This window comes from Alkalibacterium subtropicum (assembly GCF_900112455.1).
GTDB classification, from domain to species: domain Bacteria; phylum Bacillota; class Bacilli; order Lactobacillales; family Carnobacteriaceae_A; genus Alkalibacterium; species Alkalibacterium subtropicum.
In genome coordinates, this window is sequence record NZ_FOLT01000005.1 from 125,796 (window position 1) to 144,977 (window position 19,182).

Below are 19,182 nucleotides of genomic sequence, written 5' to 3' on the forward strand. Positions count from 1 at the left end.
TGAGAATGATTCGGTTTTAACTGTTTTCCTTTATTTTTCTCACACGTGCTTCTTTAAACAGATAATAATACGTTGCTTTCTGAAGTTTATAATGAGCCTGCCATTCCGGCTGGTCGTCAACAGCCATCCCTCTTATTTTCTCGTAGGCTTCAAACTGTTTTCTCTGTCTGCGTATCAGTTCCACTAACTTCACATCATAGGCATGCTTTAATTTACTCGTTCTTTTAAATAGTCGCATCATGCACCTACATCTCTCTCCGGCCTTCTACCGCTTTAAGCAGTGTGACCTCATCTGCATACTCGATATCACTCCCCACGGATAATCCATGAGCCAGACGCGTCACTTTGATCCCTGCCGGCTTGATCAGACGGGATAGATACATCGCTGTCGCTTCCCCTTCAGCCGTTGCATTCGTCGCGATGATGACTTCTTTTACTTCATCTTTCTGCAGTCGCTTGATCAGAACCGGAATATTGATATCTTCCGGACCTGTTCCTTCGACCGGAGACAGCACACCATGAAGGACATGATACAGCCCTTTGAAATCCTGCATTTTTTCCATGGCAATAACATCTTTTGGATGCTCCACAACTAAAATGACAGACTGATCACGATTTTTATCTTCACAGATATCGCAGGGGTCATTCTGTGTCATATTTCCGCAGACCGAACAGTACTGCAAGTCCCTTTTCACACTGATCAAGGACTTTGCAAAGCGCGTGACATCTTCTTCCTGCATGTTGACTGTGTAAAACGCCAGGCGGGCGGCAGTTTTTTCGCCGATCCCCGGCAGTTTCATGTAACTTTCCATTAACTGTGCAATCGGTTCTGGATAATGCATAACTGTTTCCTTTCTCACAGAAAACCTCCATCTAATTTGAGGCTTTCACTCTTTTGTCTGACCCTTACATTCCCGGGATTCCCAGACCTTTAGAATATTTACCCATTACTTTTTCTGTTTCAGCATCGATTTTTCCTAAGGCATCATTGACAGCCAGCAACACCAGATCTTCAATGATTTCTGCATCTTCCGGATCGACGATCTCTTCTTTGATCGATACCTTTTTACATTTCTTGTCACCGGTGAATGTAACAGTTACCAGATCGTCATTGGCGGTTCCTGTAAATTCCTTCTCATTTAAGGCTGCCTGACTCTGTTCCATTTCTTTCTGCATCTTCTGCATTTTCTTCATCATACCCTGCATATTTCCCATTCCACGCATGTTTTATCATCCTTTTCAAAATTTAGTCGTTTATGGTCACATTTTCTTTCCCGAAGAGATTCACTGCTTCACTTACGACAGCTTCCATTTCTTCGGATTCTTGCGTTGCTTCTTGTTTTTCCTGTTCCTTGTTTTCTTCATTATGGCTGCCGCTCTTCATCTGGTCGATGTAAGCCTGGCGCACTTCAAGCCATTTGGCAGAAGGTACTGTCGCCAGATCGGCGCGGTGGCCGATAACTTTTTCCAGATAATCCCCCACTGCTTCGATCAGGAAGGTGTCGCTGGCGGCTCTTTCACATAGAATATCATAATCAAAGGTGACGACCAACCCGTTGGGACTTGCGGCCACCGGTTTAGACGTATTCATGATCGCTTTCTGACTGGTCGACAAGGCATTGATCAGGTCCGGCCAGACATCTTTCAGTTTTGCCAAGTCATTTCGTGTAGCATGTTCCAGTATGCCAAAGACTTGATGGGTATTGACTTTGAATGCTGTCTGCGACGATTTTTTACGGGTGCTCGGACGCTTCGCTGCAACTGTTCCGTTAGTGTTCGACGGATTCTGCTGCATTTGCTCGATAGCTTTCTGCATCTGATTCAGCTTGTTCTTGAGCGAACGGATCTCCTGACTGTCACTCGTATCTTTGTGAACAGTCGCTTGCGGTGTGGAAACAGGCGCAGTCTTGATCTCTGCCTGAGCAAGTCGTACGGTAGCGACCTCAAGATACACTTCTGCGTGGGTCGAAGACCGCATCTCCAGCTGCGTCTGGTTCATGATGCGAATGATATCATAAATTTTTTCCGGATGCGCCCCTTCGGTCAGCTCTTTAAATGACTCATCCACTTTACTCATTTTGAGTAGGGTATCATCCTTGGTTTTCTGATAGATAAGGATGTCCCGAGAGAACAGAATGACGTCTTCAACTAACCGATTAGCGTCCTTTCCTTCCTGCATCATCTGGTGCAGCAGACCCAGACCGTTTTCTGTATCGTGATTCAGTGCCGCTGTCAGATAATCGATCATCAGCTCCTGAGTAATGCTTCCTGTAATGCGAAGCGTGTCGTCCAGGCTGACTTTACCATCTGAAAAAGACATGACCTGATCCAGTATACTCAAGGCATCACGCATACCGCCTTCAGCTGCCTTGGCAATACTCATCAGGGCATCTGGATCAAAGGCAACCTGTTTCTCGTTCAGGATATAGGTCATTCGCTTGATGATATCCTGGGGTGAGATCCGTCTGAAATCAAAGCGCTGTGTCCGGGAGATGATCGTCAGCGGTATTTTATGCGGTTCGGTAGTCGCCAAAATGAAAACAACATTCATCGGCGGTTCTTCCAGTGTTTTCAGCAGGGCATTGAAAGCCCCCATCGAGAGCATGTGCACCTCATCGATGATATAGACCTTGTATTCAGCCTCCGTCGGTGCATAGTTTGCTTTCTCTCTGATATCACGAATCTCTTCCACCCCGTTATTACTGGCGGCATCGATCTCGATAACATCCCCAAGCTTGCCCTGAGTGATCGATCGACACAAGTCACATTCATTACACGGTTCGCCATCTACCGCATTGGGGCAGTTCATCGCTTTGGCAAATATTTTAGCGGCACTCGTTTTTCCTGTTCCTCTTGGTCCGGAAAACAAGTACGCATGACTGGTATTCCCGTGACTCAATGCATTTCTCAACGTTCTGGTTACCGCTTCCTGCCCCGCAACATCTTCAAATCGCTGAGGCCTCCAGACACGATATAATGCTTGATAGCTCATGTTTCCCCTCTTTTCTCACAAAATCAGTCTCTTTACTATTATAGGTGAATTCCTGTCTATTTCAAAAAGTTTTTATGAATTTTTTTGGTCAGTGCTCTAAGGTGAGGCTCCGCTACCTGCCATGATACGAAGCCTTGTTTATTTTCACCTGTGCGATGCCAGGCTATTGTGTGACAGCACTCGAACGATTCAGTCACAACCACCTCAGCTGACGACCATCACCATTATAGTCATGTTCTTTTTCTGCCCCACACACATGGGTCAGCTCAAGCGCTACCGCTTATTTCATACTGATGAACGCATCCAGTTCCTTGCTCCTTAGCGCATCCGTGATACGCCTTCTTTTATTTTCACGTTTTATTCTGGTAAAATGGTTTTATCTTGTCATTCATTTGACCGCGTTACATATATCTTCATTCTTTTGGACGAAGGAGAAACCATTCAATGAAAAATCATGAACAAACCAGCCGGCTCCAGATCATCGACTGGCTGCTGCGTCTACTTAAGGGCATGCTGATCGGTTCAGGAGCCATCCTTCCAGGTGTCAGCGGCGGTGCCCTGGCAGCGGTTTTCGGTCTGTACGAACCCCTCATACTATTCATTTCGGACATCACTAACGCATTCTTCAAATGGGTCCGTTACTTTTTACCCGTCGGTATCGGTGGACTTTTAGGCGTGTTCGTCTTATCTTATCCGCTGGATTTCGGACTGCAATACTACCCGGTACATGTGCTTTGGGCATTTATAGGTGCCATACTTGGAACATTGCCTACTTTATACCGGGAAGCAGGTAAAAACGGACGGCGCGCCCGTCATGTTTTTTTAGCGGTGCTGACGGCCGTCATCATGTTTATCCTTTTGCTATGGGCCAATGAAAATCTGGACTTACAGGTGGAACAGAACCTTCTGACCTGGTTACTTTCAGGAGCCATTTTCGCGTCCGGCTTTATTGTGCCGGGACTTAGCCCGTCGAACTTTCTTATCTATCTGAACCTTTACCAGCCTTTGACTGAGGCTATCCGTCTGCTGAACTTTTCCATACTAGTTCCGGTGGCTATAGGCGCCGTCCTTTGTGTTTTTCTGTTTGCAAAGGCGATAAGATATTTGCTGAAAATCGCCTACGCAGCCGTTTTTCATTTCGTCTTCGGTGTCGTCGTTGCTTCTACCGCGATCATTACCCCTTCGATCGACATGTACGCTGATCTGGCGGCACTGGATTATGGTCTTGTTATCCTGCTCTTTCTTGGAGGACTAGCCCTCGGGTTGTGGATGGGCCGGCTGGAAAACACTTATAAGCCAACCTAAGAGTGTTTAGTGTGATCACGCGCTCTTCCAACAACATAATTAAAAAGCCCTGTGTCGTTACCTGTCGATAAGGGGCTTTACATTTGCAGACTCGAAGATTTGTGGCTTGAGCGTTCGTTTTTTATTCTTATGACGAGATAACAGTCTATCCGAATATGTATAAAACGGCAAAAAAAAGATGCCCTTATAATAAGGAACATCTCTATCTATGAATAGGTTTAAAGTATTCATGGCTATGTATTCACATAACACATGGAGGAGCGATACTTAGTGCTGCTTCCTTCCGGACCTGACACGGTTCATATGCCCGCCATTGTCATGTGGCCTCTCGGCACTTATTATAATAGCACAGGCGGAAACTTATTTCCAGTGGAAATTTAAAAAGAACAACTCACACCGTTAATTTTTTGAATGATTTTTGAACTGCTTCTCGATGCAGCTACAGGTAACACTAAAAATACAGCTAGCAGTACAAACGCCGTTGTCAGTCCTGATTCAGGTAAAAAATATACGATACCTTGAAGGATCAGGAAATACAAAACATAAAATCCGATGCTGAACGCCGGACACATCAATCGTTTCATTATAGTCCCTCCTTGATTCACTAGCATTCTATCACAAGGTAGCCGCAGTATCCAGGCTTTATCAGAGGACCGCGAGTAAAAGAACCGGTTTTGTCTTCTCCTGAACTTATTGTTTTTTATGCATCTGTTCATACTCTTTTTTTAGAATAGAGTAATACACATCATTGAAGTATTCACCGTTCTTCCATTTCCCTACATGACGCATCACGCCTTCCTTCTGCATCCCCAAGCGGCGCATGACTCTGCCCGAAGCTTCGTTCCGTTCATCATGAAGAGCAGCAACGCAGTCCAAATTCAGTACATTAAATGCATAGTCCAATAACGCTTCACCGGCCTCAGTCATATATCCCTTCCCCTGAAATGCTTTGTTCAAAACATATCCCAGGATCGCCCGGTGGTTCTCATCCTTAACTCTTAAATCGATCGTTCCGATCAGTTTCCCTGTCCCCTTCAATACAATGCCGAATTTACCCAATGGATCTCTCATGAAATGCACAATGATTGCTTCTTCCGTCATTTCAAGGGACCTGTGCTGGTCGAAAACAAAATAGGCGGTTTCTTTATCTGACGCATATTCATACATATCTTCTTTATCATCGAGAGAAACGGGTCTTAATTCAAGTCTTTCTGTTTCGATCATTCGATGTCTTGCCATCTTTAATTGGATCGTGTTTATTTTAATCATCTCCTATATCAGTGACTTTTTCAGTAACATTCTAATCATATTCTAATTGAAAAGGCTTTATTCTAGCAATGTATTTATTTTCAGAAAACATCATGAAAAGAGTTGACGATTCCGTTTAATAGGATTATAATACGTTCTGTTGGAAACATCACATGCCTAACAATTAAATTGAAAGAAGGAGTTTGCATGACTGTGACAAGCCTTGCTGTCGCTTTAGGTTTTACATTTATTCATATAGGATCCAGACATTTTAAATTACGCGTCTTTACAGTGAATCAGTTTACATCGTTTGTTGGAGGAATATCTCTTGCCTATGTTTTCTTCCATCTTATTCCCACGATCAGAACCTATGAACATGAAGTGATGGAATCGTTCCATATTAGTGCAACGAATGCCTCTCACGTCATTTTCGGTTCGATGCTTCTGGGGATCATCATCTTCTATTTCCTGGAAGTAGCTTTAAAATCTTCCCGACTCAAGCTGATGAAAAATACGCAACCTTCTACCGGCATGTTCTGGGCACAAATCGGCTCATATTTTATGTATAACTTCATTATCGGTATTCTTTTAACGACACAGCAATTTCAGTCTTCAGTCACTGCTTTATTCTACCTGGTCGCTATCGGCATCCATTTCCTGACCAACGACTGGGTCTTGAGACATCACTTCAAGTCATTATATGACAGTTATGGACTGAAGTTACTCGTTATCGGTGTATTAGCCGGATTTGTCTTAGGCGCCAATCTCCATGTGTCACATTTATTTGTCGGTTTACTTGAAGCTTTCGTGGCCGGCGGGCTGACACTGAACGCTATCAAAGATGAATTACCCGCATGCCGGGGAACAGGATTGACTTCCTTCATGGTCGGTCTGTCACTGTATTCCGTTTTACTCTTAGCTTTATAATTCAAATGCAAAAGCCGGGGATCAGCTCTCCGGCTTTTTTATATCTCCTCGTTTTTTTCCTTTCCACTATTGAAAAATCCTATTACCTCCCATTTCCACATTTCTGATTTCCTTCTTAGTTTACTCTGCATGGTTACAATACTAAACCAGGTGCCATACAGCAGGAGCAAGGAAAGAAAGAATTTCAACCCATTTAAAATAGTATGAGATAAAGTCATATATCTTGTAATTAAAGACATAATGATCGGTGCAGCCAGATAAGTAATAATAATACTGGATACGATTAAGTAAAACCCGTCTTTCAAAAAATCACTTAATGAATAATGATAGATCGTGTCCATTATTCCAAAAATAATCAATTCTATAAGAATAAAGGCAACCACCACAAACGACATGAAAATATAATTGAAATCTTCTGATAAGAGCAGTAATAGTACAATAAACGAAGGTAATGCAAACAGCGCCTTATATCTCTTGTTCTTATCCTGCTCATTCGATTCACTGTATTTTAATATAATTCTCACCCCATTCTCATTATACACAGAAGCCTATATTTTTTCCAGTATATATCCGAAATAAAGTAAGCCTTTTCAAATCCTTGTTTATCCTATCCAATTTATGACTATCCTCTGAGAAAATTAAAAACAATAAAGTCGAAAAACCGCATCCCCAGTTCAGTAAGTCATTGACTTACTGAACCGGGGAACACGGCTCTTTGAACATTTGTATGAGAGAACATGTGGGAAACATTCCACTGATACCTTTTACAAGGCTCTTTCTCTATTGATTATGCCCGATTTCTAATGGCTTTTCGATTACTCTGCATGATATTCCAGGAACGTCTGATTGTTCCCAGCAAGTTTGTATCTGAATAAATCAGCACGTTGGAACGGTAGAACGCCAGGGAGATCCCAGAAATCAGAACGGCGAACACGACTGTTCCGGCGATAGACAACCAGACCCCCAGGGTCGACACTGTATCGGCCGCTATCCTGAATGGCATGACAAATGGTGTAAATAGGGGAATATATGAGAATACTGATACAAACAAATTATCTGGGGCCGTAAAGGCAAACATCCCGACATAAAAACCTGTTAGTGCCATGAAGACGATCGGCGTGACTGCCTTGTTCACATCTTCCATTTTAGTGGCCAGTGATCCGAAGAATGCGGCCAGAACCACATACATCAATACCCCTACAATAAAGAAGATGATCGTGTAACCCATCAGTTCCTGGAAGACAGCAGCGAGATCTATACCGCCAATGACTTCCTGTACCATTTCAGAATCTCTGAAGTATATATATGCGCCGAAACCGACTACCGCATATATAACTATCTGAGTCAGTAAAACGAGCATCACCCCTGTCAATTTACCAAAGAAATGATTTGTTGCACTGGCACTGGATAAGATGATCTCCATGATACGTGTTCCTTTTTCATTTGCTACTTCTTCAGCAATGATACCGGCATACGTCATAATGAAAATCATAATGGCTATACTGACAAAATAGGCTCCGCCCTGCTGGACCATGCGGTCTGAAAAGGCTTCTTCCGTTACAGTTCCTTCATCTACATTAACGAACCGCTGGTCAAGCATCGCCGGCTCAGACAATGCCATCACTTCTTCCGGTGCCAGGTCGAGCTGATCCGCTCTCAGCATCGACTGATAATTCGTCAGTGCTTCCTGAATCAGCGACGACTGATCAGACAATTCATTCGTGTGGACAAATTCTGCCTGAACCGTCCCTTCAACTACTTCAGCAGTAATGTACCCGCCGATCGATTCATCCAGCAGTGCCTCTTCTGCAGCTTCTTCAGTATCGATATTGTCACTGACCTCAAAGCTCCATTGCTCGTTAGAAAAAAGCTGATCGATTCCTTCCTCTTCTGATATCACTGCAATCGGTACATCTGGGGCTGCCTGTTCCTCCTGAGAGAAGTAATACGTCAGACCGGCAATGAACGCTATAACGATGAGCGGTGACAGTACCATAACGAGAAAGCCGATTGACTTGACATTCTTCTTGTATACTTCTTTCGTAATCACCCAATATTTACTCATTCTTTTCACCAGCCAATCGTTTAAATATTTCTTCCAGTGTCGGGGGCTGCTGACTGAATGTTGGGATGTAGCCATTCTTAGTTGCGGCATCAAAGATAGCTTTGCCGTCTTCCGTTTCAGTCAGATAGGCCACGTCAATACCATCGTTCGTTTTTTCGACCCTTTGTACACCAGGGAACTGGCGCAGTTCTTCTGGAGTCAATTCGGACTCTAAAAACAGTTTTGTTCGTCCGAACTGCTGACGGATGTCTTTCACCGTTCCATTTAGAACGGGTCTGCCGTTTTTCAGCATGATGAGACTGTTACACAGTTCTTCCACATTGTTCATATTGTGGCTTGAAAAGATAATACTTGCACCATTCGCCTGGGCCTCTCGGATACCGTCTTCAAGCAGTTCGGCGTTGACAGGATCCAGTCCACTGAACGGTTCATCAAGGATGATGAGTTCCGGCTGGTGGATCAATGTCGATATCAGCTGGACTTTCTGCTGATTCCCTTTAGACAGGGTCTTGACTTTATCTGTCTTTTTACCCTTGACCTCGAATTTTTCCAGCCAGTGGTCGATCAGCGGCTTGATCTCGCTTTTTTTCTTCCCGCGCAGTTGTGCAAAATAAAGGAGCTGATTTTCAACTGAGACTTTAGGATACAGTCCGCGTTCTTCAGGCAGATAACCTATTTTGTTGAACGTCTTTGTTGTCAGGTACCGTTCGTTCCAGTGGACGTGACCTTTATCAGGGGTCAATAAATTCAGGATAATACGAAACGTTGTCGTCTTGCCTGCACCGTTCTGACCGATCAGGCCCATGATTTCACCGGGCTTGATAGTAAAATTCAAGTCATCCACTGCAGTGAGCGACCCAAACGTTTTCGTCAGATCTTTAACTTCTAGCATGTCTCTCCTTCTTTCTCTGTTTGTATGTAGTGTTCTCCAGTGTAAAAATGAGAACAGTTATATTGTATAATAATTCACGTGTGAATGCATCCGTCTTAAGAACTATTTTTCACTTTTTCGTCACAATTAGAGGTAAATAAGAGGTGCCGTCTTTGATGGAACCATGGCCTGATTTCAGCCCATCCGCTTATAATAGATCCAGCCTGAATAAAGACCGGGAATAGCGATCCAGGAGAGAATACCGTACTTAACTATTTCTTCCAGTTCGATATTAAGAAAGTAAGCAATAATCATTACGAGGATAATGGGAAATGTAATATAGCCCAGCCATTTGTGAGCGGCTTTCCATGTTGCCTCATCCCGGACTGTCCAGGGCAGTCTCAGCCCCATATACCGGTTAAATGGCAGTTTCGGAGCGGTGTTGCCGATGATCCCCATGATTGACAGTGTTGTGATAAAGGCAAGACTATATTCGTTATCCGTCAGCAGTGATTCAGCAGCCGGGAACCAGATGAGAAATGAAAAGACTGCTGTAAAAAACAGAATAAACAATCGGTTCAACCGGCGCATGGTCTTCACTTTTGGATTCGACTCAGATAACTGGGCGATTTTCGGTGTGTATATATCCATAAAACCCAGTCCAGCAATGATGCTCATTCCTATCAATATGAGACGCCACTGGTCCGCTTCTGCAAATAAACCCAGCCCAACAATCATCAAAGAAATAAGTGTGAGTGGCCAGACTACTATCGATTTTTTCATTCTTCATTCTCCTTTTCAAACAAATCCAAAAAGCCGCTTAATGTGTCCTGGAGTACCGTCAGGTTGATAGAGTAAATGCGGTACAGCCCTTTTTTCTCCACGCTCACCAGTTCCGCCTCTTTTAATAAGTCCAGATGTTTTGAGATAGCTGGTTTTGATATTTCAAACTGTTCAGCTATCTCTCCCGCCGTCATGTCTCTATCCCGTAACAGCCCCAGTATTTCTCTTCGGGTAGGGTCACTCAACGCTTTGAATACGCCACTCATGTCATTGCCTGCTTTCCTACTATTTATTTAACCAATTAGTTAAATATAATATATGTCATTTACCTGCTTTTGTCAACAGAAAAGAGAGGATGAGTCGACTCATCCTCTCTTTTCAGCTATATTCTAATGTCGGCCTCAGCCTTCCAGGATCTTCACATAAAACATCCGTTGTCTGGGACCGTCAAATTCTGTGAAGTATACGCTCTGCCAGGTGCCGAAAATCAGTTGCCCCTCATGAATAATGAGTAACTCACTGGCTCCGACAAGAGATGACTTCATATGCCCATCGGAATTACCTTCGCCATGGACAAAATAATCGTGATTCGGAAACGTGTCGTCAAGTGCCCGTTTGAGGTCTGTTTTCACATCCGGATCAGCATTTTCATTGATCGTTATACCGGCTGTTGTGTGCGGACAGTACACGAGCATCATGCCGTCCTTGACGCCGCTCTCTTTCAGAGCTTCATTCAGGTAAGAATCCAGCAGTTTGAATTCCTGCTTATCTTGCGTAGATAGAGAGAACTTTTTTAAATAACTCATGCTATTTCCTCCTTCATCTTCTTGATTTAATCATAACGAATGCTGGGATCAAATCCAAAGAGAAAGAATCGATCCTCTTTCTAGTCCACTTTCACGATCCATCCTTCAGGTGCTTTTACATCACCGAACTGGATTCCCACTAGTTCATTATACAACTGCATCGTTACCGGACCGACTTCCTTTTCAGAGTAAAACACGTGGAAGTCTTTCCCTACCTGCAGTCCGCCGATCGGTGCGACGATGGCAGCTGTTCCGCAGGCCCCCGCTTCTTTGAACTGATCAAGCTCGTCGATATAGACATCGCCTTCTTTGACGGTCAGGCCCAAGCGGTTTTCAGCCAGCCACATCAATGACCGTTTGGTTATACTGTTCAGGATGGAAGGCGATTTAGGTGTAATAAACTCATCGTCATGGGTGATCCCGAAGAAGTTAGCCGCTCCGACTTCTTCGATCTTGGTCTGTGTGGCAGGATCAAGATAAACAGCATCGCTAAACTGACGCTCCTTCGCTTCTTTACCCGGTAAAAGACTTGCCGCATAGTTCCCGCCGACTTTGGCAGCTCCCGTTCCTCTAGGAGCAGCACGGTCATACGTACTGACTATAAAATTCGAAGGCTGTAACCCGCCTTTGAAGTAAGAGCCGACAGGTATGACAAAGATAGAGAAGATATATTCTTCTGCCGCTTTGATTCCGATATTGTCTCCTACACCGATCACGAAGGGACGAATATATAAAGAACTCCCGGATCCGTAAGGAGGGATCCAGTCTTCATTCGCTTTGACCACTTTTTTCACCGCATCCACAAAATCCTCTTCCGGATAACTGGGCATGAGCAGACGTTCACAGCTCTGTTTCATTCTTCTGGCATTCTCGTAGGGTCTGAAAAGATTGATCGAACCGTCTTTTGTTCGATAAGCTTTCATGCCTTCAAAACACTGCTGCCCATAGTGAAGTGCCGGAGAGCCCTCAGAAATGTGAAGCTTATTGTCTGTTGTCAAAGACCCTTCGTCCCATTGACCTTCTTTATAGTGTGATATGAAACGGTAATCTGTTTTGATGTAGGAGAAGCCTAAGTTCTCCCAGTCAAGCTGTTTCATTTTCTTGTCTTTTTGCATCCTTTTTATCCCCAATCTATTCCGCAGAATTTTCTTACGCTTTCTATTATACCAAAAATATTAGAAGATGTTTAATTTGACTAAGGTTAAACTATTCAGTCCGGATATGATAAACTGAAACAAAGTATATAAAAAGGATGATCAACTATGAAGTTAGGATTTATTGGTTTTGGTAATATGGCCCAGGCAATTGCAAAAGGTTTGATAGACAATGATGTTATAAAAGAGGAACACCTTTATTTTTCCACACGTTCGGAGGAAAGTCGTCTGACCACCGAAAAAGAGTGGCATATAAACGGTCTGGCATCCAATCAGGCTGTCGTCGACCACTCAGATGTCGTTCTGTTGGCTGTGAAACCTCATCAGGTAGAACAGGTCCTGAGTGAACTGACTTTCCCTTCCGGGCTGCTGCTGTTATCCGTGGTGGCCGGTTATTCAAGCAGGCAGCTGAATCAATATGTACCCGCGGATCAGTGTATCCGGACCATGCCTAACTTGAATGCACAAGTCAATGCATCAATGACTGCCTTGGTTGAAAATAAACAGGTCACTGACGGTGATTGGGAAAAAGCCAAAACGATCTTTCGTGCAGTCGGAGAAGTGATGATCGTTCCGGAAGAACAGCTGGGTATCTTCATAGCATTGGCCGGCAGTTCCCCTGCCCTCGTTTTTCTGTTCATCGATACCCTGGCCCGCGCCGCAGTTAAATACGGCATGCCAAAGGATAAAGCGACTGCCATCGCTGCTCAGGCAGTTCTGGGGAGTGGAAAAACAGTCAAAGAAGCCTCCGATTCGCCGTGGAATCTCATCGACCATGTGTCATCCCCCGGCGGTATCACTGTCGAGGCTGTCTTGAGTTTACTGGAATCCGACTTCTCTTCCTCGCTGATCACAGCCTTCAACAACATGATTGAAAAAAATGAAGAAATGACCAGAAAGAACGCTGAATAAAAAGATAGCCCTGTATCTAAAGCAAGATGCTTAGATACGGGGCTTGTTTATTTTTCTCGTTTATCTTTCTTTTTTCTTTCTCTTAACTCCTTGAAGAACGTAGTCAGAAGAGACCGACATTCCTCTTCCATCACACCGCCATGCACCTCACACTGATGATTCAGCCGTTCATCTTCCAGAACGTGCATAAGGGTCCTGACTGCCCCGCCTTTGGGGTCACTCGGGCCATAATAAATACTTTTCAGGCGTGCCAGAACGATCGCTCCGCTGCACATCACACACGGTTCAAGTGTGACGAACAAATGGCAGTCTTCGAGACGCCAGTTCCCCAAAGTTTCGTTTGCTTCCTGAATAGCGATCATCTCGGCATGTGCCGCCGCTTGCTGGGACGTTTCTCGCTTGTTGAAGCCGCGTCCGATGATTTTACCGTCTTTGACAACCACGGCTCCGATAGGTACCTCGTCGATTGCTCTCGCCTTCTCAGCCTCTTGTATCGCCGCGTTCATCCATCTTCGGATGTCTTTCTCTGTAAATTCTGACATTTTTTCCCGCTCCATTTTAATCTTACTTCTGTCCAGGTCTGTTTCTAAAAGATTTAAACAGTGGTAGAATAAGGATAGCATAATTAAGGAGGAAATACATTGGATTTTTCCAAGTTAAAAAAACTCTACCCTGAAGCAACCTTAAGCAAACATCCTTTCATGGAAGAAGATACGCTTCGTATCCCCTATAAAAACCAATGGATCCATATCCCTAAACAAAGGTTAGACGATAAAGAAATCAGTGTACTCACCCTTTTAAAAGAAGAGATCCAGCCGGATATGTTTCCGTCATCTCAGTCTAAGTGGCTCAATTTTCTGGAAGGCAACCGGGAATATCCTCCTCAGACGACGCAGCCTGTCCGTCTGATCCAGCTTGTTCTGGAAAAAATGGATGACCAGTTCGATTATACCATCTGGATCGATTCCATCACCCATCTATTTGAACCTGTCCTGGATGTCTTTTTTGTGACCCGGGAAACCTGTTACATCATTCAGGATAATACATCTCAATCACATACTCAGGAAGAAATCTACGGTATGCTGAAAACACTCGAAGATGATTTTTCCATCCGGACCAACGCTTATATCGGTCAATTCTGGCAACCCGATTATTCATTGAAAGCCATTTTCAAAGAGGAACAGCGTATTTTTCAGGAAGAAGTCTCCCATCTTCACGACCGCATCTGTTCGCTTTCCGATGTGGCGTTGAGGTATTTTACAAAAGAAGCACTGTCTCAAAGTACTGTGATGCTGGAGTTGAAAAATCAGCTGGAAAAACAGACCGACTGGAAAGAACTGATCCTTGCTTTATGGAACAGTCAGGGAAATATCAGTGTAGCAGCCAAGACGTTGTTCATTCATAGGAACACCCTGCAGTACCGCATGGACCGCTTCTATGAAACCACTGGTTTATCTTTAAAGAATATGAACGATTTGCTTTTGTGTTATTTACTGGTGTTGTAATGCGCTCAAAAAAAAGAGACTCGACCGAGTCTCTTTTTTCTTATCTCTTAAATTTTCTCATGACCTTTTTCGATTCTTTTTTCTTGTCATGCATAAAATCTTTCAGATCATCAGTCATTTCGTAGAATTTTCCTTCAAGATCATTGACTTTATCGACTGTACCTAGAAGATTGCTGATGTCATCATCAGATAATTTGTTCACAACATTTTTTGCCTTTTTATTCCCGTGGAATTTACTGCCGACATAATGTTTCGCTTTCTGACGGTTGACTGCTGATCTCGTCTTTGTTTTAGCTGAATCTGAAGTGAATAAGAGCGTGATCAGCCCTACTAAAAAGGCTACACCTACTCCGATTAAAATGTTTTTCTGATTGTCGTCCAGTTGATGGTCCTGATGCATATTATCTCCGTCCTTTCATCTATTGGTTAACTTCATCTTATCAAATATTCCCTTATAATACTAAAGATAACGATTATGGGCAGGAAAATGATACGAAACCTGGAACACCTACATGTGCAAGCCCATCATTTCTTCCCATTGATCCTTAAAGATTTTCTGTATCCTTCTGGCCATCACTTTTTCAGGCTTATCGGGCGTCGCATGAAACTGCAGTGCTTTCTCGTTTAAAAACATACACAACGCATGCCAGCCTATGTTTTTATTCCAGGAAAAAATCACCAATAATTCATCAGCGTTTTTACTGGTATGATGGCGTGAGACTGTTAAGTTAACTGCAAAAGAGTCACCCGACCTGCATCAGCATACAGATCAGATGACTCCTTATCTTTAAAATTCCTTAACTCTATTTACTTACTGGTTGTCAGCTTTTTTTTACTGTTTTTTTTTGACTCTCTTGTTTTTAAAGTGATTTCTCCTTTAGATGCTCCAAGAGTCACCTTGTCCCCAAGGCTGATTTCTCCTGCAAGCAGCGCTTCACTCAAACGGTCTTCGAATTTATTCTGAATGGCTCGCTTAAGAGGTCTCGCTCCGTACTCCGGATCAAATCCTTCATCGGCAATAACATCCATGGCAGCCCGGGTAATCTTTAATTCGATGCCCAGTTCTTCCATACGGGTAACGATGTTTTTCGTCAGCAACTGCACGATTTCTCTCAATTCTTCTTTTTTCAGAGACTGGAAGACGATCGTATCATCCACACGGTTCAGGAACTCCGGACGGAAGGCATTTTTCAGCTCTTCCCGAATACGTTTTTCCATAGCCTCATGATCGAAACGTTTGTCTATCGCCCCGAAGCCGACAGATTTTTCATCCCTCAGAGCTGTCGCTCCCAGATTTGAAGTCATGATCAGGATCGTATTTTTAAAGTCGACTTTCCGACCTTTACCGTCCGTCAACAGACCATCATCCAGTACTTGCAGCAGGATATTGAAGACATCCGGATGGGCTTTTTCCACTTCATCAAGCAGGATAACTGAGTAAGGCTTTTGACGGATCTTTTCCGTTAACTGCCCGCCCTCGTCATAACCAACGTATCCAGGTGGGGACCCCACGAGTCGACTGGTACTGTATTTTTCCATGTACTCAGACATATCGACACGGATGAGTGCTTCTTCGCTTCCGAACATCGCTTCAGCCAGAGCCTTAGCCAGTTCCGTTTTACCTACCCCTGTAGGCCCGAGGAACATGAATGAACCAATAGGTCGATTAGGATCTTTCAAGCCACTGCGTGCCCTTCTGATCGCTTTAGACACGGCAATAACAGCTTCTTCCTGCCCTACCACACGCTGGTGAAGAACTTTTTCAAGTTTCAGAAGACGTTCGCTTTCTTTCTGTTCCATTTGGTTGACGGGAATACCGGTCCATTGGGAAACGACTTCCGCGATATCAGAAGCCGTAACTTCCAGACGGTCGCCGTCATTTTTTTCACCTTGTTTGATGATTTTTTCTAGCTTTTTACGCTGACGCATTTCTTTTTCTCTGATCAGCGCAGCACGTTCGAAGTTCTGTGACTGAATAGCCTCTTCTTTGCGCTTGATCAGATCTTCCAGCGTTTCAGTTGCTTTAGATAAGGGAGTCGGCGAATCACTCTTATCCATTCTGACTTTTGATGCAGACTCATCCATTAAATCAATGGCTTTATCAGGCAGCTGTCTGGATGTGATATAACGCACCGAATAGTGTACTGCAGCTCGAATGGCATCATCCGTGATCGAGACCCCGTGATGATCTTCATAACGATCTCTCAAGCCGAAAAGTATTTCCTCAGCTTCCATTTCAGTTGGCGGATCCACATGGATGGACGCAAAACGTCTTTCAAGTGCCGCGTCTTTTTCAATGTGTTTCTGATATTCATCCAGCGTAGTGGCTCCGATCGTCTGAAGTTCGCCTCGAGCAAGTGCAGGTTTCAGAATATTGGAAGCATCGATCGCTCCTTCTGCGCCGCCGGCTCCGATCAGGGTATGCAATTCATCGATAAACAGGATGACATTTCCGTCATGATAGATTTCATCGATGATCTTTTTCATGCGCTCTTCAAACTCACCGCGGTATTTAGTACCGGCAACTAAAGAACCCATATCTAAGGTCATGAGACGTTTATCGGTCAAAACGGGTGGAACTTCCCCCGAAATGATTTTTTGAGCTAAACCTTCTGCGATCGCTGTTTTACCTACACCCGGTTCACCAACCAGTACGGGATTGTTTTTCGTTCGACGACTTAAAATCTGAATGATGCGTCTCACTTCTTTGTTTCTCCCAACGATTGGATCCAGTCGATCTTCACGCGCCTGCTGAGTCAGGTCACGGGCCAGTGCATCCAGTGTCGGCGTGCCGTTTTGCCCATCCTGGCTGGCTTTCACATTACGTCTGTTAGTGTTCATCTTACTTCTTGAGCTCTTCTGCTGTGCCCCTAATTTTTTCAGGACCAGCTGTCTTGCTTTCGCTAAATTGACATCAAGGTTATTCAGGATTTTAGCAGACAAAATATCTTCATCTCTTAGTAACCCCAGCAATAAATGTTCAGTCCCAACGAGCGGACGCTTCATTCGTCTGGCTTCATCGGTCGCATACTTGATGATCTGTCTTGCTCTAGGCGAATATGGCAGGATCGCATGTTTTGGTACCTGTTCTGTTGTCCCATAACTCGCAAAGTGTTCGATTTCTTCTTTGACGTCCTGTTCAGAAATATCCAGTTCTCTCAGTGTCATACCTGCTATGCCTTCATCTTCTATGACTAAACCCAGGAGAAGATGTTCTGTTCCGACAGTGCGGTGGCGGAAGGATTTTGCTTCCTCTTGGGCTATAAGCAGGGCTTTTTTTGCTTTATCTGTAAATAGTTCATTCATATGTGTTAGTCCGCCTTTCTTTTATTGGGCTCCTCGTAACGTAAATTGGCTAACATCGAACGGAGCAGATTTGCCCGAACACGATTATCCGTTACGCGATCCCCCGTATAAAGTGACTTATCCATTGCCACTATCATCAACTTTGCTTCCCGTTTGCTGATGATTTTATCATCATAAAGTTTCTGAACAACCGACTTCGCATCTCTTTCAGAAATATTATTTCCTATGATTTCGATCATAGTATTCAGCATATCCGATTCATCCAGCACTTGTACTTTGATGATACGAATGTAGCCACCGCCGCCACGTTTACTTTCCACTAAATAACCTTTTTGAATAGTGAAGCGGGTATTAATGACGTAATTGATCTGGGACGGGACACAATCGAAAAGCTCAGCGATTTCACTTCGTCTGATTTCAACTTGCTCCTGCTGTTTCAATACTTTCTTGAGATAGGCTTCAATGATATCTGTCATATTTTTATTTTCCATTATGATTATCAAAGAGATTTATATAAAACAGGTACATACTGATTTACAGCATCCTGCATGTACTCTTCGGGTTCCCTCCTTTACTCATGTTTATGATAAGGAATATTATTTGTTTGACTATTTTTGACTAATAATAATTATACCAATAAACAGATTAAATTAAAAGGAAGAAGCTAAGGAAGTGACCTTGACTTTAAACAGAAAAAAGTGACCTTAGAAGTTATCTAAGATCACTTTTCATTATGATAGTATTCGAACGCGCCCTAAAGGACTTGAACCCTTAACCGCCTGATCCGAAGTCAGGTGCTCTATCCAATTGAGCTAAGGACGCAGTGTAAGAAATAGATTGATATTCAAGAATGAGCCGTGCTGGGCTCGAACCAGCGACCCTCTGATTAAAAGTCAGATGCTCTACCAACTGAGCTAACGGCTCTGAAACAATGGAGGTTAACGGGCTCGAACCGCTGACCCTCTGCTTGTAAGGCAGATGCTCTCCCAACTGAGCTAAACCTCCAATAAAGTGTTAAAAATAAAAAAAGAGCTGCACGGCAACGTCCTGCTTTCACAAAGGGAAACCCTTCACTATCCTCGGCGCTGGGAAGCTTAACGGCTGTGTTCGGAATGGGAACAGGTGGGTCCTTCCCGCCATCGTCACCGCACAGTGACTCTTTTTTGATGTTTGAGAACTCTGTTCTCTCAAAACTAGACAGTTGATTTCACGTACACACAACGTTTTTCTACAACACCGCATCTTACCCTTAAGCCACCTTTGGTGGTTAAGTCCTCGACCGATTAGTACTGGTCCGCTCCACATATC

20 protein-coding genes, 3 tRNA genes, 1 rRNA gene and 1 other RNA gene are annotated in these 19,182 nt (G+C 43.8%); 4 read left to right on the forward strand and 21 right to left on the reverse strand.

The annotated features are described in order from the left end of the window. Positions 1–16 precede the first annotated feature (16 nt). The 4 genes from BM049_RS07095 to dnaX all read right to left on the reverse strand — a co-directional run bounded on the left by BM049_RS07095 (position 17) and on the right by dnaX (position 2,992). Positions 17–241 (reverse strand): DUF2508 family protein, encoded by a 225-nt coding sequence (locus tag BM049_RS07095; protein ID WP_091529881.1) that lies wholly within the window; start codon positions 239–241, stop codon positions 17–19. 4 nt (positions 242–245) lie between these two features. Then, a complete protein-coding gene (gene recR / locus BM049_RS07100) occupies positions 246–842 on the reverse strand; it encodes a recombination mediator RecR (RefSeq protein WP_091529916.1) in 597 nt (198 codons plus the stop codon). Positions 843–906: 64 nt separating this feature from the next. Continuing rightward, positions 907–1,224 carry a YbaB/EbfC family nucleoid-associated protein gene (locus BM049_RS07105; RefSeq protein WP_091529882.1) on the reverse strand — a complete coding sequence of 106 codons (318 nt, stop codon included), beginning with the start codon at positions 1,222–1,224 and terminating at the stop codon, positions 907–909. A gap of 22 nt (positions 1,225–1,246) precedes the next feature. Then, a complete protein-coding gene (dnaX, locus tag BM049_RS07110; RefSeq protein WP_091529883.1) occupies positions 1,247–2,992 on the reverse strand; it encodes a DNA polymerase III subunit gamma/tau in 1,746 nt (581 codons plus the stop codon). A 444-nt stretch (positions 2,993–3,436) separates the two neighbouring features. Between dnaX and BM049_RS07115 the strand changes: the two genes are divergently transcribed. After that, the gene (locus tag BM049_RS07115) at positions 3,437–4,297 is read left to right on the forward strand and encodes a DUF368 domain-containing protein (protein ID WP_091529884.1); all 861 of its coding nucleotides are present in this window, start codon (positions 3,437–3,439) and stop codon (positions 4,295–4,297) included. A gap of 237 nt (positions 4,298–4,534) precedes the next feature. Here BM049_RS07115 and ffs read toward each other — a convergent pair. From ffs to BM049_RS07130, 3 genes are all read right to left on the reverse strand, one after another. Next, positions 4,535–4,622: signal recognition particle sRNA small type (gene ffs / locus BM049_RS07120), an RNA gene on the reverse strand. 52 nt (positions 4,623–4,674) lie between these two features. Further along, positions 4,675–4,881, reverse strand: coding sequence for a hypothetical protein (locus tag BM049_RS07125; protein ID WP_091529885.1), 207 nt, complete (start codon positions 4,879–4,881; stop codon positions 4,675–4,677). Between the two features lie 106 nt (positions 4,882–4,987). Then, complete coding sequence (locus tag BM049_RS07130; protein WP_245751886.1) at positions 4,988–5,521, reverse strand: GNAT family N-acetyltransferase; 534 nt, start codon at positions 5,519–5,521, stop codon at positions 4,988–4,990. A gap of 231 nt (positions 5,522–5,752) precedes the next feature. On the opposite strand from BM049_RS07130, the gene BM049_RS07135 reads away from it, so the two are divergent. After that, entirely contained in the window at positions 5,753–6,472 is a 720-nt protein-coding gene (locus tag BM049_RS07135; protein WP_091529887.1) for a hypothetical protein, read from the forward strand. 787 nt (positions 6,473–7,259) lie between these two features. On the opposite strand, the gene BM049_RS07145 is transcribed toward BM049_RS07135, so the two are convergent. The 6 genes from BM049_RS07145 to BM049_RS07170 all read right to left on the reverse strand — a co-directional run bounded on the left by BM049_RS07145 (position 7,260) and on the right by BM049_RS07170 (position 12,112). Beyond that, positions 7,260–8,537 carry an ABC transporter permease gene (locus tag BM049_RS07145; RefSeq protein WP_177188629.1) on the reverse strand — a complete coding sequence of 426 codons (1,278 nt, stop codon included), beginning with the start codon at positions 8,535–8,537 and terminating at the stop codon, positions 7,260–7,262. Further along, a complete protein-coding gene (locus BM049_RS07150; protein WP_091529890.1) occupies positions 8,530–9,429 on the reverse strand; it encodes an ABC transporter ATP-binding protein in 900 nt (299 codons plus the stop codon). Before BM049_RS07150 ends, BM049_RS07145 begins: the two co-directional genes overlap by 8 nt. A gap of 174 nt (positions 9,430–9,603) precedes the next feature. Next, positions 9,604–10,191, reverse strand: a complete 588-nt coding sequence (locus BM049_RS07155) for an SdpI family protein (RefSeq protein WP_091529891.1) — start codon at positions 10,189–10,191, stop codon at positions 9,604–9,606. After that, the gene (locus BM049_RS07160; protein ID WP_091529892.1) at positions 10,188–10,457 is read right to left on the reverse strand and encodes an autorepressor SdpR family transcription factor; all 270 of its coding nucleotides are present in this window, start codon (positions 10,455–10,457) and stop codon (positions 10,188–10,190) included. Before BM049_RS07160 ends, BM049_RS07155 begins: the two co-directional genes overlap by 4 nt. A gap of 135 nt (positions 10,458–10,592) precedes the next feature. Then, complete coding sequence (locus tag BM049_RS07165) at positions 10,593–10,997, reverse strand: secondary thiamine-phosphate synthase enzyme YjbQ (protein ID WP_091529893.1); 405 nt, start codon at positions 10,995–10,997, stop codon at positions 10,593–10,595. 80 nt (positions 10,998–11,077) lie between these two features. Then, positions 11,078–12,112, reverse strand: a complete 1,035-nt coding sequence (locus BM049_RS07170; protein WP_091529894.1) for a branched-chain amino acid aminotransferase — start codon at positions 12,110–12,112, stop codon at positions 11,078–11,080. A 147-nt stretch (positions 12,113–12,259) separates the two neighbouring features. Between BM049_RS07170 and proC the strand changes: the two genes are divergently transcribed. Then, positions 12,260–13,063, forward strand: coding sequence for a pyrroline-5-carboxylate reductase (gene proC, locus BM049_RS07175; protein WP_091529895.1), 804 nt, complete (start codon positions 12,260–12,262; stop codon positions 13,061–13,063). A 47-nt stretch (positions 13,064–13,110) separates the two neighbouring features. Here proC and tadA read toward each other — a convergent pair whose 3' ends face one another. Further along, positions 13,111–13,605 carry a tRNA adenosine(34) deaminase TadA gene (gene tadA / locus BM049_RS07180; RefSeq protein ID WP_091529919.1) on the reverse strand — a complete coding sequence of 165 codons (495 nt, stop codon included), beginning with the start codon at positions 13,603–13,605 and terminating at the stop codon, positions 13,111–13,113. Between the two features lie 99 nt (positions 13,606–13,704). Here tadA and BM049_RS07185 point away from each other — a divergent pair, with 99 nt between their 5' ends. Continuing rightward, the gene (locus BM049_RS07185) at positions 13,705–14,568 is read left to right on the forward strand and encodes a helix-turn-helix domain-containing protein (RefSeq protein WP_091529896.1); all 864 of its coding nucleotides are present in this window, start codon (positions 13,705–13,707) and stop codon (positions 14,566–14,568) included. A gap of 40 nt (positions 14,569–14,608) precedes the next feature. Here BM049_RS07185 and BM049_RS07190 read toward each other — a convergent pair whose 3' ends face one another. The 7 genes from BM049_RS07190 to rrf form a co-directional block, all read right to left on the reverse strand. Beyond that, positions 14,609–14,968 (reverse strand): hypothetical protein, encoded by a 360-nt coding sequence (locus BM049_RS07190; protein WP_091529898.1) that lies wholly within the window; start codon positions 14,966–14,968, stop codon positions 14,609–14,611. Positions 14,969–15,375: 407 nt separating this feature from the next. Beyond that, on the reverse strand, positions 15,376–17,874 hold the full coding sequence (locus BM049_RS07195; RefSeq protein ID WP_091529899.1) for an ATP-dependent Clp protease ATP-binding subunit: 2,499 nt from the start codon (positions 17,872–17,874) through the stop codon (positions 15,376–15,378). A gap of 5 nt (positions 17,875–17,879) precedes the next feature. Further along, positions 17,880–18,365, reverse strand: a complete 486-nt coding sequence (locus tag BM049_RS07200) for a CtsR family transcriptional regulator (RefSeq protein ID WP_091529901.1) — start codon at positions 18,363–18,365, stop codon at positions 17,880–17,882. Between the two features lie 257 nt (positions 18,366–18,622). Continuing rightward, a tRNA-Arg gene (locus BM049_RS07205) sits at positions 18,623–18,696 on the reverse strand. Positions 18,697–18,725: 29 nt separating this feature from the next. Next, positions 18,726–18,798, reverse strand: a tRNA-Lys gene (locus BM049_RS07210). 8 nt (positions 18,799–18,806) lie between these two features. Continuing rightward, positions 18,807–18,879: transfer RNA gene (locus BM049_RS07215), tRNA-Val, on the reverse strand. A 29-nt stretch (positions 18,880–18,908) separates the two neighbouring features. After that, positions 18,909–19,024 (reverse strand): 5S ribosomal RNA (rrf, locus tag BM049_RS07220). Between the last annotated feature and the right edge of the window lie 158 nt (positions 19,025–19,182).

Bases quoted from the DNA above. Each gene is read 5' to 3' on its own strand.
- recR (WP_091529916.1), bottom strand. From the start codon at position 842: ATGCATTATCCAGAACCGATTGCACAGTTAATGGAAAGTTACATGAAA.
- BM049_RS07165 (WP_091529893.1), bottom strand. From the start codon at position 10,997: ATGAGTTATTTAAAAAAGTTCTCTCTATCTACGCAAGATAAGCAGGAA.
- BM049_RS07145 (WP_177188629.1), bottom strand. From the start codon at position 8,537: ATGAGTAAATATTGGGTGATTACGAAAGAAGTATACAAGAAGAATGTC.
- BM049_RS07200 (WP_091529901.1), bottom strand. From the start codon at position 18,365: ATGGAAAATAAAAATATGACAGATATCATTGAAGCCTATCTCAAGAAA.
- tadA (WP_091529919.1), bottom strand. From the start codon at position 13,605: ATGTCAGAATTTACAGAGAAAGACATCCGAAGATGGATGAACGCGGCG.
- BM049_RS07170 (WP_091529894.1), bottom strand. From the start codon at position 12,112: ATGCAAAAAGACAAGAAAATGAAACAGCTTGACTGGGAGAACTTAGGC.
- BM049_RS07160 (WP_091529892.1), bottom strand. From the start codon at position 10,457: ATGAGTGGCGTATTCAAAGCGTTGAGTGACCCTACCCGAAGAGAAATA.
- BM049_RS07155 (WP_091529891.1), bottom strand. From the start codon at position 10,191: ATGAAAAAATCGATAGTAGTCTGGCCACTCACACTTATTTCTTTGATG.
- BM049_RS07115 (WP_091529884.1), top strand. From the start codon at position 3,437: ATGAAAAATCATGAACAAACCAGCCGGCTCCAGATCATCGACTGGCTG.
- BM049_RS07130 (WP_245751886.1), bottom strand. From the start codon at position 5,521: ATGATCGAAACAGAAAGACTTGAATTAAGACCCGTTTCTCTCGATGAT.
- BM049_RS07135 (WP_091529887.1), top strand. From the start codon at position 5,753: ATGACTGTGACAAGCCTTGCTGTCGCTTTAGGTTTTACATTTATTCAT.
- dnaX (WP_091529883.1), bottom strand. From the start codon at position 2,992: ATGAGCTATCAAGCATTATATCGTGTCTGGAGGCCTCAGCGATTTGAA.
- BM049_RS07190 (WP_091529898.1), bottom strand. From the start codon at position 14,968: ATGCATCAGGACCATCAACTGGACGACAATCAGAAAAACATTTTAATC.
- BM049_RS07095 (WP_091529881.1), bottom strand. From the start codon at position 241: ATGATGCGACTATTTAAAAGAACGAGTAAATTAAAGCATGCCTATGAT.
- BM049_RS07150 (WP_091529890.1), bottom strand. From the start codon at position 9,429: ATGCTAGAAGTTAAAGATCTGACGAAAACGTTTGGGTCGCTCACTGCA.
- proC (WP_091529895.1), top strand. From the start codon at position 12,260: ATGAAGTTAGGATTTATTGGTTTTGGTAATATGGCCCAGGCAATTGCA.
- BM049_RS07105 (WP_091529882.1), bottom strand. From the start codon at position 1,224: ATGCGTGGAATGGGAAATATGCAGGGTATGATGAAGAAAATGCAGAAG.
- BM049_RS07125 (WP_091529885.1), bottom strand. From the start codon at position 4,881: ATGAAACGATTGATGTGTCCGGCGTTCAGCATCGGATTTTATGTTTTG.
- BM049_RS07195 (WP_091529899.1), bottom strand. From the start codon at position 17,874: ATGAATGAACTATTTACAGATAAAGCAAAAAAAGCCCTGCTTATAGCC.